At 72.6% G+C, this 15,808-nt stretch carries 16 protein-coding genes and 1 pseudogene; 8 read left to right on the forward strand and 9 right to left on the reverse strand.

Annotated elements, in window-relative coordinates:
- Positions 1-85: 85 nt before the first annotated feature.
- The 3 genes from AC1QRC_RS02425 to AC1QRC_RS02435 all read left to right on the forward strand — a co-directional run bounded on the left by AC1QRC_RS02425 (position 86) and on the right by AC1QRC_RS02435 (position 3,609).
- Positions 86-1,204, forward strand: a complete 1,119-nt coding sequence (locus AC1QRC_RS02425) for a DNA glycosylase AlkZ-like family protein (RefSeq protein ID WP_484205266.1) — start codon at positions 86-88, stop codon at positions 1,202-1,204.
- Positions 1,205-1,288: 84 nt separating this feature from the next.
- Positions 1,289-2,932 (forward strand): HNH endonuclease, encoded by a 1,644-nt coding sequence (locus AC1QRC_RS02430; protein WP_484205267.1) that lies wholly within the window; start codon positions 1,289-1,291, stop codon positions 2,930-2,932.
- Positions 2,933-2,952: 20 nt separating this feature from the next.
- Positions 2,953-3,609, forward strand: a complete 657-nt coding sequence (locus tag AC1QRC_RS02435; protein WP_484205268.1) for a hypothetical protein — start codon at positions 2,953-2,955, stop codon at positions 3,607-3,609.
- On the opposite strand, the gene AC1QRC_RS02440 is transcribed toward AC1QRC_RS02435, so the two are convergent.
- Genes AC1QRC_RS02440 through AC1QRC_RS02450 form a run of 3 tightly spaced genes read right to left on the reverse strand, consistent with a single transcriptional unit; the run spans position 3,562 to position 5,622 of the window.
- The gene (locus AC1QRC_RS02440) at positions 3,562-4,392 is read right to left on the reverse strand and encodes an SRPBCC family protein (protein ID WP_484205269.1); all 831 of its coding nucleotides are present in this window, start codon (positions 4,390-4,392) and stop codon (positions 3,562-3,564) included. The genes AC1QRC_RS02435 and AC1QRC_RS02440 overlap by 48 nt on opposite strands.
- A complete protein-coding gene (locus AC1QRC_RS02445) occupies positions 4,385-5,026 on the reverse strand; it encodes a helix-turn-helix domain-containing protein (protein ID WP_484205270.1) in 642 nt (213 codons plus the stop codon). The genes AC1QRC_RS02440 and AC1QRC_RS02445 overlap by 8 nt, the downstream gene beginning before the upstream one ends.
- Before the next feature lie 32 nt (positions 5,027-5,058).
- Positions 5,059-5,622 (reverse strand): AAA family ATPase, encoded by a 564-nt coding sequence (locus AC1QRC_RS02450; RefSeq protein WP_484205271.1) that lies wholly within the window; start codon positions 5,620-5,622, stop codon positions 5,059-5,061.
- A 71-nt stretch (positions 5,623-5,693) separates the two neighbouring features.
- Here AC1QRC_RS02450 and AC1QRC_RS02455 point away from each other — a divergent pair, with 71 nt between their 5' ends.
- Positions 5,694-6,605 carry an aminoglycoside phosphotransferase family protein gene (locus tag AC1QRC_RS02455; RefSeq protein ID WP_484205272.1) on the forward strand — a complete coding sequence of 304 codons (912 nt, stop codon included), beginning with the start codon at positions 5,694-5,696 and terminating at the stop codon, positions 6,603-6,605.
- Between the two features lie 34 nt (positions 6,606-6,639).
- On the opposite strand, the gene AC1QRC_RS02460 is transcribed toward AC1QRC_RS02455, so the two are convergent.
- Both AC1QRC_RS02460 and AC1QRC_RS02465 read right to left on the reverse strand, forming a co-directional pair.
- A complete protein-coding gene (locus AC1QRC_RS02460) occupies positions 6,640-8,184 on the reverse strand; it encodes a multicopper oxidase family protein (protein ID WP_484206558.1) in 1,545 nt (514 codons plus the stop codon).
- Entirely contained in the window at positions 8,184-8,591 is a 408-nt protein-coding gene (locus tag AC1QRC_RS02465) for a hypothetical protein (protein WP_484205273.1), read from the reverse strand. The genes AC1QRC_RS02460 and AC1QRC_RS02465 overlap by 1 nt, the downstream gene beginning before the upstream one ends.
- An 817-nt stretch (positions 8,592-9,408) precedes the next feature.
- Between AC1QRC_RS02465 and AC1QRC_RS02470 the strand changes: the two are divergent.
- The 3 genes and pseudogenes from AC1QRC_RS02470 to AC1QRC_RS02480 form a co-directional block, all read left to right on the forward strand.
- Positions 9,409-9,483: pseudogene (locus tag AC1QRC_RS02470) on the forward strand (hypothetical protein); the annotation flags it as partial.
- Between the two features lie 175 nt (positions 9,484-9,658).
- The gene (locus AC1QRC_RS02475) at positions 9,659-9,988 is read left to right on the forward strand and encodes a sensor histidine kinase (protein ID WP_484205274.1); all 330 of its coding nucleotides are present in this window, start codon (positions 9,659-9,661) and stop codon (positions 9,986-9,988) included.
- Positions 9,985-10,653 (forward strand): response regulator, encoded by a 669-nt coding sequence (locus AC1QRC_RS02480; protein ID WP_484205275.1) that lies wholly within the window; start codon positions 9,985-9,987, stop codon positions 10,651-10,653. The genes AC1QRC_RS02475 and AC1QRC_RS02480 overlap by 4 nt, the downstream gene beginning before the upstream one ends.
- 28 nt (positions 10,654-10,681) lie before the next feature.
- On the opposite strand, the gene AC1QRC_RS02485 is transcribed toward AC1QRC_RS02480, so the two are convergent.
- Genes AC1QRC_RS02485 through AC1QRC_RS02495 form a run of 3 tightly spaced genes read right to left on the reverse strand, consistent with a single transcriptional unit; the run spans position 10,682 to position 13,848 of the window.
- Positions 10,682-11,326 (reverse strand): response regulator, encoded by a 645-nt coding sequence (locus AC1QRC_RS02485; protein ID WP_484205276.1) that lies wholly within the window; start codon positions 11,324-11,326, stop codon positions 10,682-10,684.
- Positions 11,319-13,121, reverse strand: a complete 1,803-nt coding sequence (locus AC1QRC_RS02490; RefSeq protein WP_484205277.1) for a sensor histidine kinase — start codon at positions 13,119-13,121, stop codon at positions 11,319-11,321. Before AC1QRC_RS02490 ends, AC1QRC_RS02485 begins: the two co-directional genes overlap by 8 nt.
- A gap of 49 nt (positions 13,122-13,170) precedes the next feature.
- Positions 13,171-13,848 (reverse strand): hypothetical protein, encoded by a 678-nt coding sequence (locus tag AC1QRC_RS02495; RefSeq protein WP_484205278.1) that lies wholly within the window; start codon positions 13,846-13,848, stop codon positions 13,171-13,173.
- Between the two features lie 197 nt (positions 13,849-14,045).
- Here AC1QRC_RS02495 and AC1QRC_RS02500 point away from each other — a divergent pair, with 197 nt between their 5' ends.
- Entirely contained in the window at positions 14,046-14,768 is a 723-nt protein-coding gene (locus tag AC1QRC_RS02500) for an alpha/beta hydrolase family protein (RefSeq protein ID WP_484205279.1), read from the forward strand.
- A 17-nt stretch (positions 14,769-14,785) separates the two neighbouring features.
- Here the strand turns inward: AC1QRC_RS02500 and AC1QRC_RS02505 are convergent, their stop codons facing one another.
- Positions 14,786-15,790 carry a GNAT family N-acetyltransferase gene (locus tag AC1QRC_RS02505; RefSeq protein WP_484205280.1) on the reverse strand — a complete coding sequence of 335 codons (1,005 nt, stop codon included), beginning with the start codon at positions 15,788-15,790 and terminating at the stop codon, positions 14,786-14,788.
- Positions 15,791-15,808: the final 18 nt, after the last annotated feature.

Raw genomic sequence — 15,808 nt, forward strand, 5'->3', positions numbered from 1 at the left:
GCAGCCCGGATCTCCGACCTCTCCCGTGGCGAGAACAGGACTCTCACCCTCCTCGGCTCGACGACCCGCGGCATACCCTCGGTCCATGGTGCACCAACTCTCCCGCCGGGACGCCCGACGGGTTGCGGTCAGGGCGCAGGCGCTGACGGCGGACCGGCTCCCCGACCTGATGGCGGTGGCCCGACAGCTCACCGTGCTGCAGCTCGACCCGGCCCGCCCCGTCGGGGCACCCAGCGCACAACTGGTGGCGTGGAGCCGGCTCGGCTCGGCATACGACCCGGCGGAGCTGGACGACGCACTCGACCGGCTCGAGCTCATCGACCTGACTGGTTTCGCACGGCCTGCGGAAGATATGGCGCTGTTCTATGCCGAGATGGCGGCATGGCCCGGCGTCGACGCACCCGCCTGGCGGATCGCGCAGGAGGGGTGGATCGCGGCCAACACCGAGTGCCACGCCGACATCCTCGAGCGGCTGCGACAGGACGGCCCCCTGCCCGCCAGCGAGCTGCCCGACTCCTGCGTGGTCCCCTGGCGGTCCTCGGGGTGGAACAACAACCGCAACGTCCGGATGCTCCTGGACCTCATGGTCGAGCGCGGTGAGATCGCCACTGCCGGTCAGGACGGGCGGGAACGGCTGTGGGACCTGGCGTCGCGCATCTACCCGGACCTGCCGGCCGTCCCGCTCGAGGAGGCTCTCCGGGTCCGTCGGGAACGCCGCCTCCGGGCCCTGGGCATCGCCCGCGCGCGCACCACGCAGGCGCCCACCGAGCCCAACGATGTCGGCGAGGTCGGCGAGGAGGCCGTGGTCGACGGCCTGCGCGGCAGGTGGCGGATCGACCCCGAGCTGCTCGACCAACCCTTCGTCGGGCGGGCCGCGATCCTCTCCCCGCTGGACCGATTGCTGATCGACCGCAAGCGGATGGTCGAGCTCTTCGAGTTCGACTACCAGCTCGAGATGTTCAAGCCGGCGGCAAAGCGACGGTGGGGCTACTGGGCCATGCCCGTGCTGTATGCCGATCGCCTGGTGGGCAAGGTCGACGCCACCGCAGACGTGGGCTCGGGGGTGCTTCGGGTGGACGCCGTGCACCGGGACGAGCCGTTCGACGGGGCCATGGCGGAGGCGATCCAGGAGGAGATCGAGGACCTGGCACGGTGGATGGAGCTGGACCTGATGATGTCGGACAAAGTTCGGAAAAATGCTTGACTTCGGACGTTTGTGCGAGTAACGTGTGGTCAAGAGGTCGAGGCGAGGGGTCTTGGCCGGAAGTCTCACCGGGGGGTGGGGTGGATGCGACTGATCGAAGGGTCCGAGAGTGCGGACCGATCGCCGTCCGCGCCGGCACCCCTCCCGGCAGCCCGTGACTCGTTGACCGGCCAGTTGGCCGCGGTCCGTTCCCAATTGCAGCAGACCGCCGCCGACGCGGTGCCCGATCACGAGGTGCTGGACGCGCTGCGCGGGCTGGAGGACCTGACCCGCGCGGCGGCCGCGGTGACTGCCCGTCTCTCCGCCCGCTTCCACGCCGAGCAGGTGGCCGAGCAGGCGCGACGCGGCGTGCCGTCGCGACGCCGGGGGAAGGCCGTCGCCGACGACCTGGCGCTGACCCGCAAGACCTCGCCCTACGTGGCCAGCAGGGAGCTGACGGCCGCGCGGGCGCTGGTCGGAGAGATGCCCCGCATGTTGCAGGCGGTGAGCGATGGCGACATCGATGCGGCGACGGCCCGGATGGTCACCGAGGAGACGGTGTGCCTGGAGCCGCACCACCGGGCCCGGATCGACGAGCTGATCGCGCCCCGGGTGGCCGGGATGTCGTCCACGCAGGTGCGGGCCGAGGTGCGTGCCCTGGCCCAGGAGCTCGACCCGCAGGCCCTCGTGCGGCGTGCCCGCAAGGCCGTCTCCGAGCGCGGCGTGTGGGTGCGGCCCGTGCCCGATGTAATGGCGCTGCTCTCGGCCCGGCTGCCCGCAGCGGCGGCGATCGCGTGCCACAAGGCGCTGGCCGACCATGCGACGGCGCTCAAGGCCTCCGGCGACGAGCGCTCCCGGGGTCAGATCATGGCCGACGAATTGTTTGCCCGGCTCACCGGCCGCAGCGCCGCCGAGGGTGTCGACGTCGAGGTCCAGCTCGTGATGACCGATGCCTCGCTGTTCTCCGGCGACCCGGCTGCGGCGATCCTCAACGGCTACGGCCCGGTCCCCGCGCAGTCCGCCCGCGACCTGCTCTATCCCGACGAGACACCGGACTCGCAGGCCCGAACTCCCGAGGACGGGGAAGCCACATCCCCCAGCGCGTCGCCAAGCGGGGACTCCACGTCCACCGACGAGGCACGAGGCGAGGACGCCCGGGCAAGCACTCGGCATACCGGGGAGGACTCTGCCGCAGCGCACCCCACCAACCCGGAGGCCGCGCTGTGCCCAGACGGGCCACGGTGCATGAAGTTCTCCTGCACCCTGCTGCACGGGACACCCCTGCCCCACCAGCCTCCCGCGCCGACCTCCGACACGCGCCAGGCACCTGACCCGCCGCCACCATCCAGTGGCCCACCACCCAGTGCTCCACCACCCAGTGCTCCTCCACCCAGCGACCCCTACCGCGCCGCGACGGTCTACCTGCGCCGGCTCTACACCGACCCGCAGACCGGCCAGCTCACGTCCCGGGACTCCCGGCGACGGCGCCTCCCCGCGAACCTGCGGGCCACCCTGATCAGCCGCGACCAGTACTGCAGGACCCCGTGGTGCGGGGCACCGATCCGCCACGCCGACCACCCCATCCGGTGGTCCGAGGGCGGGCCGACCGATCTCGAGAGCAACCAGGGCCTCTGCGAGCGCTGCAACCTCGCCCGCGAGCGAGACCGTGCCTGCCACCTGGCCCCCACTGACTACCTGCCGCCCCCACCCATCCTGCCGACGCTCATCCAGCAGCCGCGCGCTGGATGAGCCTTGTTTGACTGGGCATCATGACGGACGTCGACGACCTCTCCACCTGGGCTACCGGCCGGGACCACCGCGCGGTGCAAGCGCAGCTCATCACCAGCGGGTGGAACGTCTGCGGAGTGGGCGACTGGGCCGTCGCCCTGCGTTCCCCCGACGCCCGCCTCGCGGCGCGAGTAGCGCCATTCGACCCTGCCTATCCCGTCTTCGTCGAGCTCTGCCGGCGCCGGAGCGGGTCGCCGTACCTGCCCCATATCGAGGCCGACGTCCGACTCGCGGGCGGCGGTCAGCTCACCATCATGGACTTCCTCCTCGAGGCCCCGACGGGGCTCGGGTCACGTGTCCGGGCATCCTGGGAGGCGGGGGACGATCCGGCGCTCGCCGAGGTCCGGCAGGCTGCGGAGGACTTGGCCACAGAGGCCGCGCGGAGCATCCCCTACTTCGACGGGATCGACCTCAATCCGGGCAACGTCCGGGTCGGTGCGGACGGCCGCCCCCGGCTGCTCGACCTCTTCTGCATCGACGGCGCCGCGATGTATGCGGCACTGACCGAGTCGCCCGGGGAGTTGGCGCGACGCATTCCCGCTGACGAGCGACGCCACATGGCCGAGATCCCCTATATCGCCCGGAGCCAGTCAGCGACGGACGTCACGATGCTCCGCCAGGCCGCGCGCCCAGGCTGACCAGGCCGGCCGCTGCTCGTCACGCGCGGTGGCGCCCCCGTCGCCGTACAGATACCACTGGAGCACCACGGAGGTGACGCCGCCGTACTCCATCGTGACGAACCCTGCGACCCCGGGCGCCGGCGCTTGGGTGCGCACGTAGACCTGGTCCTCATCCACGTACTCCACGACCCCGGCGAGGGGCGGCACCGGCGTTGCGGTGGCGACCTCCCCGCCCACAGCCCCCGTGCGCAGACCCGCGAGTCCGGCGAGGTCCCAGGGTGCGCCGCCCGGGCCCGGTCCGGGCCCGACCTCCTGCTGCACGAGCAGGGTGGTCACGGACTGTCCGGCGAAGTACGTCAGATACAGGTGCAGGATCCGCAGCGCGCCCGTCCAGCCCTCGAGGGTGTGGTCGACGTCGTCGTGCCATTCGTCGCCCCCGGCAAGGAACCCGGAGGACAGCCGGACCACGCAACTGCCGCCGGAGACCGTCTCTACGAGGAGCTCGGTGTTCCAGACGGGGACCGCCACGTCCGGGCCCTGCCAGTCCGCCTCGTCGTAGGCGATCCGTCGCGGTGGCTCGTATGCCGTGACGACCCCCTCCGAGTCGCCGTACGCCCCGTGGTGGGTCACGATTCGGCCCCCTTCCCGGGGCTCGAGGTCCGCCGGCACGAACCACGCCTCGATGCCTGGCCCGGTGGCGATCGCCTCCCACACTTGCTCCGGCGTGCCGGGGACGGTGACCTCCAGCACGGCGCGGTAGCGGCCGTCCTCATCGTCGATGGACGTGCGGATCTCAACCATGGGTCTGCTCCTCGGGTACTGGGTAGGCGCCGACGAGCAGCCGGTGCCGCCGACCGCCTGCCGCGTGCTCGTCGTGGTGCCGCGCGATGACCGCGGTCACCGCCTCGGTCAGGTCGCGGGCGAACGCCGCCCGGGCGTCGGGAGTCGCGAAGGTGACCTCCGCGTCGAGCGCCAGGGTCTGGACCGGGCTGCCCGTCCGGCGCGACCTGCGCAGCAGCGTGCCCACCTCGTGCAACACCCTCCCGGCAAGTGCCGCGAGGTAGGTGCCGGAGAGTCGGTCGGGACGGTCGTCCGGGTCGGGACCGTCGTCGGGGTCGGGATGGTGGCCGGAGTCGGGTCGCGCCGCGGCGGCCCCCAGGACCTCGGGCGAGATCAGGTAGGACCGGGCGGTGGCCACCAGCAGCCGCTCGGTGATGCCGCCCCAGCGCCGTTCGCCCGCACCGGCCACCAGCCCGCGGGCCTCGAGCTGGCGCACGTGGTAGTTGACCCGTTGCCGCGGCAGGTCCAGAGCCCGGGCGAGCTCGGTGGACGAGCGGGGTTCACCCAACTCTGCGAGCAGCCGCGAGCGCACCGGGTCCAGCGCCGCGATGGCCGCCGCGGGGGCATCGATCACATCCACCGAACGGTCGGGCATGTGCCCCATCGTGCTCTTGACAAATATTCTTGTCAAGAGGGGGAGGCGTCGCGGAGGACGGCCAGGAGGCGCCCTACCGTTGCCGCGACACCACCGTCCGCATCGACCGCGACCGCAGCGGGTCGCATGTCTCGGAGCTCGGCCATCGAGGCGACGTAGTCCTCCGCATGGTCGGGCGCCGAGAGCGGTCCGTTGACGAGGTGCTCCGGGCGCTGCGGGTCGGCCCGGCGTGCTGCGAGCCGCTGCCGCAACCGCTCGGCCGAGACGTCGAGGACGACCTCGCACCACCGGGCGCCGACCTCGCCAGCAAGCTCCTCCAACTCCTCGATGTATGGGGTACGGGCGAGGTACTGCCCGACCAGCACGTCGTGTCCATCTGTGAGGTGGGCGCGGGCCAGGGTCAGCGCGAGGCGCCGGGCCGCGAGACCGGACTCCGGCTGGTGCTCGTCCCAGCGGCCTAGGGAGTGCTTCAGCAGGTCCACGTCGAGCGCCAGCGCCATCGGCAGGGAGTCCACTGCCCGCGCCACAACCGTGGACTTGCCGGAGCCGGGGGGCCGTTGACCAGGGTGAGCATCGGCATACTCCAGGTTAGGCACGGGTGCGGGGACGGTCACCCCGTCCGATAACCCGTTGCGCCGCAGGGTCGCGATTGCCTTGGATCGACCCGATGGGCACCCTGCATCCGGACGAAGTCGACATCGACGAGCCGACGCTCCGACGGGTCGTCGACGACCAGTTCCCGCAGTGGCGCGACCTGCCGCTGCGGCCCGCGGGCCACGGGTCGGACAACCGGATGGTGCGCCTCGGCGACGAGTTCGTGTTGCGGTTGCCGAGGACTGCGCGAACCGCCGAGGACGTAGCCAAGGAAGCCCGGTGGTTGCCCCGCCTCGCGCTGCACCTGCCGGTGGAAGTCCCCACTCCGATCGCAGTGGGGTCCCCGGGGCCCGAGTACCCGTTCGCGTGGGCGGTCTACCGGTGGATCGAGGGGGAGCCCGTGGACGCCGACAGGATCCAGGATGCCGACCGGCTCGGCGCCGATCTCGCGCGGTTCGTCCGCGCGCTGCACGGGACCGACCTGATGGGCACCCGCCGCGAGGGCCCGCTCAGCTACTACCGCGGCGGTCGGCTGGGCGATCTCGATGCCTCGGTCCGGGCAGACTTTGCGGCCTGCCGAGGACTACCCGGCCTCGACCTGGATCTCTCGCGGCTGGAGGCGATCTGGACGGATGCGCTGTCTCGGCCGCCGTCCGGGCAGCCGCACACCTGGATGCACGCCGACCTCAGGCCCGCCAACCTGATCGCCCGGGACGGCCGCCTGGTGGGCGTCATCGACTTCGGTGCCCTGTCGGTCGGTGACCCCACGTGCGAGCACGCCGCCGTCTGGGATCTGCCTGCGGCGGCACGACACTCGTATGCCGAGGAGCTGGCGATCCCACACGACACCCGACTGCTGGCCCGGGCCTGGGCGCTGGCTATCTCGCTCGCGGGCGTCCCGTACTACTGGACGACGTGGCCGGAGTTCGTGCAGGAGTGCCTGCGGCGGCTGCGGTTCATCCTGGACGACCCGGACGACGTGTAGCCGCGGTGAGGGGGCTACCCGACCACTCGTCTGTTCAGACCACCTCGAAGGTGGCCATCATCATCATGTCCTCGTGCTCCAGGTTGTGGCAGTGGAAGACGTAGCGCCCCCGGTAGCCGTCGAACCGCAGCAGGATCTCGGCGCGGCCCCCGTTGTCCAGGTTGACGGTGTCCTTCCACCCGGCGTTGAAAGGCCCCGGTTCGTCGTCCCCGTTCGCGGAGAGGACCTGGAACGGCGCCAGGTGGATGTGGAACGGGTGCTCGACGTTGAGACCGCGGATGGTCCACTTCTCCACCGTGCCGAGCCGGGGGCGCGCGACGATCGTGTCGGGGCCGAAGGCCTCGCCGTTGACGGTCCACAGCGTCATCCCGTGGGCCTCCTCGCCGCCGCGCTGCAGGACGAACTCCCGCTCGGCGACGGCGTCCGCCTCGGTCAGCGTCTCCAGGTCGGCAAGCCGGTCCGGCACCGTGCTGTCGTCGGCCTCCTCCCGCGTGACGACGAAGCGCATCACCTCCGCGGTGGAGCCGCGACCGCGGTCGTTGACGAGGGTGATCTCTTCGCCCACGCGGTGCCCGGAGAAGTCCACGACGACGTCGAACCGCTCCGCCTGCGCGATGTCGATCTCCTCGTGCTCGATCGGTGCCGCGAGCAGCCCCAGGTCGCTGCCGATCTGGATGAAGGAGGGGCCGCCGTCCAACCGGAGCCGGTAGCGACGGGCGTTTGAGGCGTTCAGGATCCGGAACCGGTAGCGGACCGCCGCCACCTTGAGCACCGGCCAGGGCGCCCCGTTGACCAGGATGCAGTCGCCGAGCACCCCGCTCATGAAGTCCGAGGTGACCCCCGGCATACCGGTCAGCGAGTCGTCGACCGAGGGGTAGGCGAACGACCCGTCGGCCGCAAAGGCCCGGTCGCAGACCAGCAGCGGGATGTCCCGCTCTCCCGACGGCAGCGCGAGCGACTCCTCGTGCTCGTCGTGGACCAGGTGCAGGCCGGCCAGGCCCCGGTAGACCTGCGGGCCGGTGAAGTCCATCCGGTGGTCGTGGTACCAAAGCGTCGCGGCCGGCTGATCCATCTCGTAGACGTACTCGCGCTCACTGCCCGGCAGCACGAGGTCCGTCGGGAAGCCGTCGTGCTCCGGCGCGGTGACCCCGCCGTGCAGGTGGACGACGGTCGGCACCGGCAGGTCGTTGCGGTGCCGCACGACGGTCCGGCGACCACGGCGAGACACCAGGGTCGGGCCCGGGAAGGTGCCCTCGTAGCCCCAGACCTCGGTCGTCCGGCCAGGCAGGATCTCGGCGGCGCCGACCCGCTGGGTGATCTCGTAGTAGTCGGTCGTGTCGTCGGTGCGCACCGGCGTCAGGACCTCGGGCACCGGCAACGGGGTGCGGAACGGCTCCGGCAGGTCGATCTCGCTCTCCAGCAGGCCCCCGGCGCTGCCCTCGGTGCTGTTGTTGCCGCCACCGCTGGGGAAGATGCCGCTGCAGCCCGTCAGCGCCGGGGCGGCCAGCCCGCCCAGGGCCAGCGCGCCGAGCCGGACCACGGTGCGGCGGGTGGGACCGGTGGCGCAGGGGTGATCCATCACCGCTGGTCACCGCGCACCCGCTGGAGCAGCAGCGCCAGACCCCCGGCGATCACGCCCCAGAGGGCGTTGGTGATCAGCAGTGGGATGATCCCGAACGGGGTGGTCAAGGGTCCCTTCAGTTCACCGCTGAGGATCGGCGACAGGATCGCGCTGACGAGGACGGCCAGCACGGCATACACGATCCCGGCGGCCACCAGGGTGGCGACAGGTCGGTGCACCCGGCTGAGCCCGACGGCCAACACCCAGACGGCGGTGATGACGGCGGACAGGGTGAGGGACGTCCCGGGCTGGCCGAGGACGTCGGTGAGGCCGACGATCGAGAAGAGCGGGCGGATCAGGGCGAAGGCGCCCAGGCCGACGGCAAGGGGCCAGTGGATGCCTTGTGGCGTGGTCGTGGTGTTCATGATTCGACGCTAGGTCCGGCCGCAGACTCGGCCTGTCGGTCCGAAATCGTCACTTCGCGGAACGCGTCTGCGCCTGCCGCAGACACCCGGTGTCGCTTTTCGACGTACCCGGGACACCCCGGTCGGTGCCACGATGGGGGCACTGTGTCCAGCACCGAGACCCGACGGAGCCCCGCCTCCGGGGACCCCGCCGCCCTGTCCGCACGGGAGACCCCGGCGGGGGATGTGCCCGCGTGGATGCTCCACGCCCCTCGGGGCGGCCGTGCAGGCCATCGCGGTGGCCCTCATCATCGCCGTGGGGTCGGCCGACGGACCGACGCCCGGCGTGGGCCCCTACCTGTTCGCCCTGGGCTTCGGCGCGATCCTGCTGCTGCGTTCGGTCGGCGCCGGTGGCGGTGCTGGTGGCGGCGGTGCTGGGCACCTTCGCCTACTACGCGGCCGGGTACCCGCCGATCGGCATGGCCGTCCCGGTGTTCGGAGCGTTCTACAACGCCGCGGACCGGGGACGCGTGGCCATCGCGACGGTGACCGGCTCGGTGCTGCTCGGGGTCTCGCTGTACTTCCGGATCCAGGACGGGGAGTCCAGCGCGGTCCTGGCCTATGACGTCATCACCAACGCCGCGCTCATCGGGTGCGCGGTGGCGCTCGCCCTGATGGTGCGTGGTCGGCGGCGCCTGCGGGAGGAGCAGGCGCGAGCACTGCTGACTGGAGCGGGCGGCCCAGCAGGAACGGGCAGCCCGCCAGCTGGAGGCCCAGCGACTCCAAGCTGGCCCGGGACGTGCACGACTCGATCGGGCACGCGCTGTCGCTGGTCTCCGTGCAGGCCCGGGTCGCGCAGCAGGCACTGGGGCGCGACGAAGCGGGTGTGGCCCGAGCGCTGGACAACATGGTGCAGGCCTCCTCGACATCGCTCGCCGACCTGCGACGCACCCTGACCACGCTGCGCTCGGACCGGGATGACACCGGCCACGCCCCGGTGACCCTCGACGGGATCGCGCGCACGGCGCAGGCGGCCCGCGACGCCGGCCTCGACGTGGACCTGGACGTGGAGACTCGGGGACACGCAGGTGCCGGGGCCGGTCGCGGGCGCCGCGTTCCGGATCGTGCAGGAGTCGGTGACCAACGTGCTGCGGCACGCCCGTGCCGAGCACGTGCACATCGGGGTCCGCGTCGCGGACGGGCAACTGCGCTTGGAGGTCGCCGACGACGGGCGGGGCGCAATCGCCGCGGGACCGGACCGGGGCCGCACCGGGCAGGGGATCACGGGGATGCGCGACCGGGCCGCCCTGCTGGGCGGCACGCTGGAGGTCACGTCCGGGGACGAGGGTCTGCGGGTGCTCGCCGCCCTACCCCTCGACCCAGATGAGGCCGCGAGCGGCACCGAGGTCGACCGATGAGTCGACCGATGATCCGGGTCGTCATCGCCGAGGACGAGCCCCTGCTGCGCAGTGGGTTGACCGCGCTGGCCGAGCACGACGGCGACATCGAGGTCATGGCCGAGGCCGACCAGGGCGGAGCGGCACTGGCCCGGGTGCGGGAGAGTCGGCCCGACGTGGTGCTCATGGACATCCGGATGCCGGGGCTGGACGGCATCGCCGCGACGCAGCTGATCACCGAGGACCCCGACCTGGCGGACGTATCGGTGCTCGTGCTCACCACCTTCGCCGAGGACGAGACGGTCGTCGAGGCGCTGCGGGCCGGCGCCGCGGGCTACCTTCTCAAGGACGTCGCGCCCGAGGACCTGCGGGAGGCGATCCGGGCGGTGGCGGCCGGTCGGCCGGTGCTGTCGCCGGAGGTGACCGCCACCGTGATGCGCGCGGCCGCGAGCTCCCGGACCGGCACCGACCACGACCTGGTCGCCCACCTGGCACCCCGCGAGATCGAGGTCCTCACCGGGGTCGGGGAGGGGCTGAACAACGCCGAGATCGCGGCCCGCCTGTTCATCAGCCCGGCCACGGCACGCACCTACGTGAGTCGTTTGCTAGGCAAACTGGACGCCCGGGACCGGGCGCAGCTCGTAGTGATCGCGCACCGTAGCGGGCTGGTCGACCCACGCGGGTGAGCACACACCGGGGCCCAGGCCGGGTTGGTCAGGGGTCGGGGTTGGGATACCCGGCCTCCCGGGCCCGCACGATCAGGTGGGCCCGGTCGCGGACGTGCAGCTTGGCCAACACGGTCGCGGTGTAGTTGCGCACCGTCTTCTGACTCAACCCGAGGTCGCGGGCGATCTGTCCGGTGGACCGGCCACGCACGATCTCGGCGAGCAGGTCGTGCTCCCGGTCGGTGAGTTCCGGGAACGGACGGGGACCCTGGCGCGGGGCGGCGAGCTGGCGCTGCACCCACGCGGCCGCCTGCGGGGCGAGCACGGACTGGCCGCGGTGGACCGCCTGCACGGCGCGCACCAGGTCGTCCACCCCGGCGTCCTTGAGCAGGTAGCCACGGGCACCGGCCCCTAGAGCGGGGACCACGGTGTCGTCCTCCAGCATGGTGAGCACCAGGACCGCGGCACGCCCGGCGATCTCCCGGGTGGCGGCCAGCCCACCCATACCGGCCATCCGCAGGTCCATCAGGACGACGTCGGGGGACAGCGCATCGGCCTGCTCGATGGCCTCCTCGCCCGACCCCGCCTCGCCGACGACCTCGACCTCCGCGGACCGGGCTGCCAGCAGCGTCTTGATCCCCTCGCGGTAGAAGACGTGGTCGTCGACGACGAGCACCCTGATCGGCTCACCCACGAGGCGCCTCCCGCTCCAATCGGACGCCCGACTGACGAGCGTTCCCGCTCTCGGGCCATGGCAGCAGCGCGGTGAGCCGGGTCCCGCCCCCGGCCTCGCGGTGCACGTCCAGGGTGCCGCCGAGCTCCTCGGCACGTTCCCGCATGGACCGTAGGCCCGTCCCGGGGGTGACCCGCTCCGGCAGGCCGATTCCGTCGTCCTGGACCACGAGACTGAGCCCGTGCGGGCCACCCTCCAACCGCAGCCGGGCGCTGTCCGCGCCGGCATGGCGGGACACGTTGGTCAGTGCCTCCGTCGCTATCCGGTAGGCCGCGATCTCCGCGACCGGGTCCATCCTCGGGAAGTCCGCGATCTCCACCGATACCTGCACGCCGTCGATGCGACCGGCGGCAGCCCGGAGCGACCCGGCCAGGCCCAGTTCGTCCAGCTCAGGAGGCCGCAGGGCCCGCACCAGGGTGCGGATCTCCCCGATCACGGCGCGCGTGCTGATGCCCACGTCTTCCAAGAGCTCCTCGGCCGCGGCCGGATCCCGCCGCACCAGCCCTCGGGCGGCGTCGACCCGCTGGTAGAGGCTGGCCAGGGTCGGGCCGAGCCCGTCGTGCAGGTCGCGCTGGAGCCGGGCCCGCTCGTCCTCGCGGGCCCGCAAGATCCGTTCGCGGGACTCTCGCAGGTCAGCGAGCAGGGCGTGTGGGTCCAGGCTGTGGCCGTAGACGAACCGGTCAACGAGGCGTTGCACCCGCAGCCGGACCGGGTGCAGCAGCACCGCCAGCAGGCAGGTGGCCACCAGCGCCGCGGCCCATCCATTGCCCCGCCAGACGAGCCCCCCGACGGCGACGGCCACGGCATACACCAGGGCGACGAGGGCTGTCAGAGTGCCGTAGACGAGCGCCCTGTTGACCCAGACGTCCACCTCGTAGAGCCGGTGCCGGAGCACCGCGAGCGCGACCGAGGCGCACAGCAGCACGACCGCGGCAAAACTCAGGAGCTGGTAGGCGGCCTGCCCGACGAGGCTGGCGGCGGTGGTCTGGTCCAGCACCCCTGCCAGTGGCAGCCGGACCAGCACGACCCCGAGCCAGAGCACGAGGGCGGCCATCACGCCACGCACCTGCCGGCGCTGGTCCGGGTCCTGCGAGGTCCGGTAGCGGTGGACCGCGGCGTAGGCGCCGGTCCCGGCGATGACCAAGAGGGGCAGCACCGCCGCCAGGCTGTCGACGCCATTGGCGAGGCCGGTGGTCTCCAGGAGCAGCACCCAGGGCAGGTAGAGGGCCAGGGCGAGCACGCACCAGCGGCCCCACCGGGGGACGAAGCGACCGTCCGGGAAGAGGTAGGCCAGGGCGAACGCGCCGCACCACCCGAGCCCGAGGAGCATCTCGGCCAGCAGCGCGGGCGGCCCACCGACGCCGGCGTCGTAGACCGCGACGAGCGCCCCGCCCGTGGTCGTCCACACCGCGAGGATGGAGCCCAGGTACAGCCGGAACCACGAGCGTGCCCCGCGGAGCACCAGCAGCGCGGCCGTGACCCCGGCGACCGCCCAGGTCAGGTCGAGGACCATGAAGTAGGTGGCCAGCACCGGCATCGTCAGGGCCGAGTCGCCGACGACGTCCTCGAGCACGGAGGGGGACCAGGTGTCGGGCAGCAGCCACAACACCGCGGCCTGCTGCGTGGCCGGGCTCCGGGCCCACGCGACCAGACCGACGACAAACAGGAGGACGCAGACCGACACCACGGCATACGCGCCGACCCGGCCGACCCGCCACCGGAGCGGGTCGGCTGCCACGACGGGCACCACGGTCACCCCAGGTCACCCCGGGGCGACCGAGGGCACACACCCCGCGATGGAGTGGTCACTCTGCGGACGGTACGCCGGTGCGCAGCAGCGCACCACCCACCAGGGCCCAGAAGAAGCCGAGCAGGAACGGCGGCAACCCTGCGTCGGCCCCTGTCAGGTCGCCGGGGCCGAGCAGGAGGGGCAGGTAGATCAGCAGTTCCACGGCCACGTACAGGGCGTAGATCACCCCGACGACGATCGCCGTGCGCCGGGCGACCCGGGCCCGGATCAGGGCACCGAGCACCACCAGCGAGGCGGGGTGGACGCCGACCCAGCCGATCAGGAGGCTGAGCACGAAGCCGGCCGCGAACAGCGGACTCTCCCCCCACGTCGGACTCCCGACGCCAAAGCCGAGCAGGTGCACGGCCACGTAGGCCACGGCGAGCACCACCACGAGCCCAGCCAGGTAGGGAACGGCCCGGGTGAGCCGGGTCCTCGGGAGGTGGCGGGCTACCCCGGCCAACCCGCCCGCGGCCAGGACGGGCGGCAGCACCCACAGCACGGCGATCGCGACCCAGCCGGCGCCGAGGTCATCGATCTGGGCGGGCGAGAGCTCGGCGGAGCTCAACTCCACGCGAGGGCGCAGCAAGGTCGCCGACACGACGAGGAAGGCGATGTAGACGGGCAGCGTGGCGACCAGCAGCCAGGCCGGTCGGGTCAGTCGGGTGGACGGTCGGGTCCGGGTGAGCACCATGGCGGGCTCCTCTGTGCGGGACGGGTGGACAGGTCCACGGTCGGCCGCCCGGTGTCCCGGGCACCAGGGTCACCCGTCCCGGCGCACCGGGCGACCTTCCCGGGGGCAGAAAAGACTCGACACCGCATGGTCGGCACGGCACGGTGGAGATCGGGACCGTATGCCGATCCAGCCGACCCCCGCCGAACGGAGCCGTCATGGCGCACCGCCCTGGATACCTCAACCCGTTCGTCCTCGACGTTCCGGAGGTGGCGCGCGAGGCGCTGTCCGACCGCGCCGACCTCTACCTTCCCGAGGGCCCGGGACCGTTCCCGGTCGTGGTCCTCGTGCCGGGGATGCTCCGGGAGCCGCCGGAGGTCGGCCCGCGGGGGTGGCCGGTGTTCCGGGGGTACGCCTCGGCGCTGGCGGAGCGGGGCGTGGCGAGCGTGGTGGTCGAGCACGAGCTGACCCACGGCCCCCACTACGACGAGGCGCTCACTACCGTCCTCGAGTCGTTGGATCAGGCGGCGGCACGGCCCGAGGTCGATGGTGCACGGACAGCGTTCTGGGTCTTCTCGGCCGGCGGCCCGTTGGCCCTGGCGCTGCTCGCGCGCCACGCCGACCGGTTCGGCGTCATGGCGCTGACCTACCCCCTCCTGGAGTCGGCGCACCTGCCCGGCTGGCCCTCGCCGGACGAGGCCGTGGCAGGACTCGCCGGTCACCGACTGGCGCTCACGACCGTGGAGCGGGAGATCGAGGACTTCGTGCCGGGGCAGCAGGCGTTCCTGTCGGCGGCGCGCGCCGCGGACGCCGACATCGAGCACATCGAGGTGCCCGGCGCTTGGCACGGGTTCGACTCCCAGGAGCCGACCGCGGCCGGCCGTCAGGCAGTCGACCGGGCGGTGGGGTCGATGGCGCGCCTACTGGGATCCGCCGGATGACAGGATCGAGCACGCCGTCAGGGCTGCAGCCGCAGTAGCCCCGCGCGGGTCGGCACCAGGCCGCACGAGCGCTCGTAGAACGCCGCGGCTCCTTCCTCGTAGTCGGCGTGCAGCCAGTGGCACCCGAGCCGCTGCCCCTCCCGCGCCGCCGACCGCACCAGGGATCGCCCGACGCCCCGGCCCTGCAGGTCGGGGTGCACCATCGTGTCCAGCAGGATCGCGTGCGCACCCCCGTCACCGACCACGTTGACGAACCCGACGAGGGTCCCGTCGCCCGGGACGCGGGCCGTCACCCAGGTCAGGCTGTGGCCACCGAGCCGGTCGTTCCACGGCACGGAGGTCGGCTCGTGCCCGAAGGCCGCCGCGTGCAGGCCGTTGAGCTCCTCGTCGGTGACCCGCCCGCGCACGGCGAGGTCCGCCGCCGGTCGCCGGTAGGTGTGCCAGGTCTCGGTGATCCGGTAGCCGACCGCACGGTTCATGGCCAGGCTCGCCAGGTTGCTGTCCGCGCCGCCGGTGCCGAACAGGGCCCGGCCCTGCTCGGCATAGGCCAGGACCGAGGTCGCCTTCACCGCCGTGGCCAGCCCCCGCCCACGGTGGTCGGGGTGCACCGCCGTGAAGTCCGTCTCCACCAGGTCCCCCACGACGAAGGCGACGGTGAGCGCGACCAGCTCCTCGGCATACCAGACCCCCCAGGCACGGCCGCGCTCGAGCAGGGCATGGGCAGCCTCGGCGTCGAGCGGCTCGTGGTGCGTCGCCACTCCCCCGGGGTAGTCGGCGGCGGTCCGCGCGTCCAGGCCCAACATCTGCGGTATGTCGTCACGCACCGCCTCGCGCACCAGGTAGCTCTGGTCGGTGGCGGGCGTGGCCAGCCGGCCCAACCGCGCCAGAGCCTCCGGGTCCGCGGGGTCCAGCTCCAGCCGGGCGCCCCAGGACGTGGCGACGACCTCCCACCCGTCCGCCTCGACCTGGCGGCACCGCGGGTCGTCGGACCGGAGCACCAGCTCCGCTTCGGGGGCGGACACGGCTCCAGGGTAGGCGTG

The organism is Ornithinicoccus sp. (genome assembly GCF_057176825.1).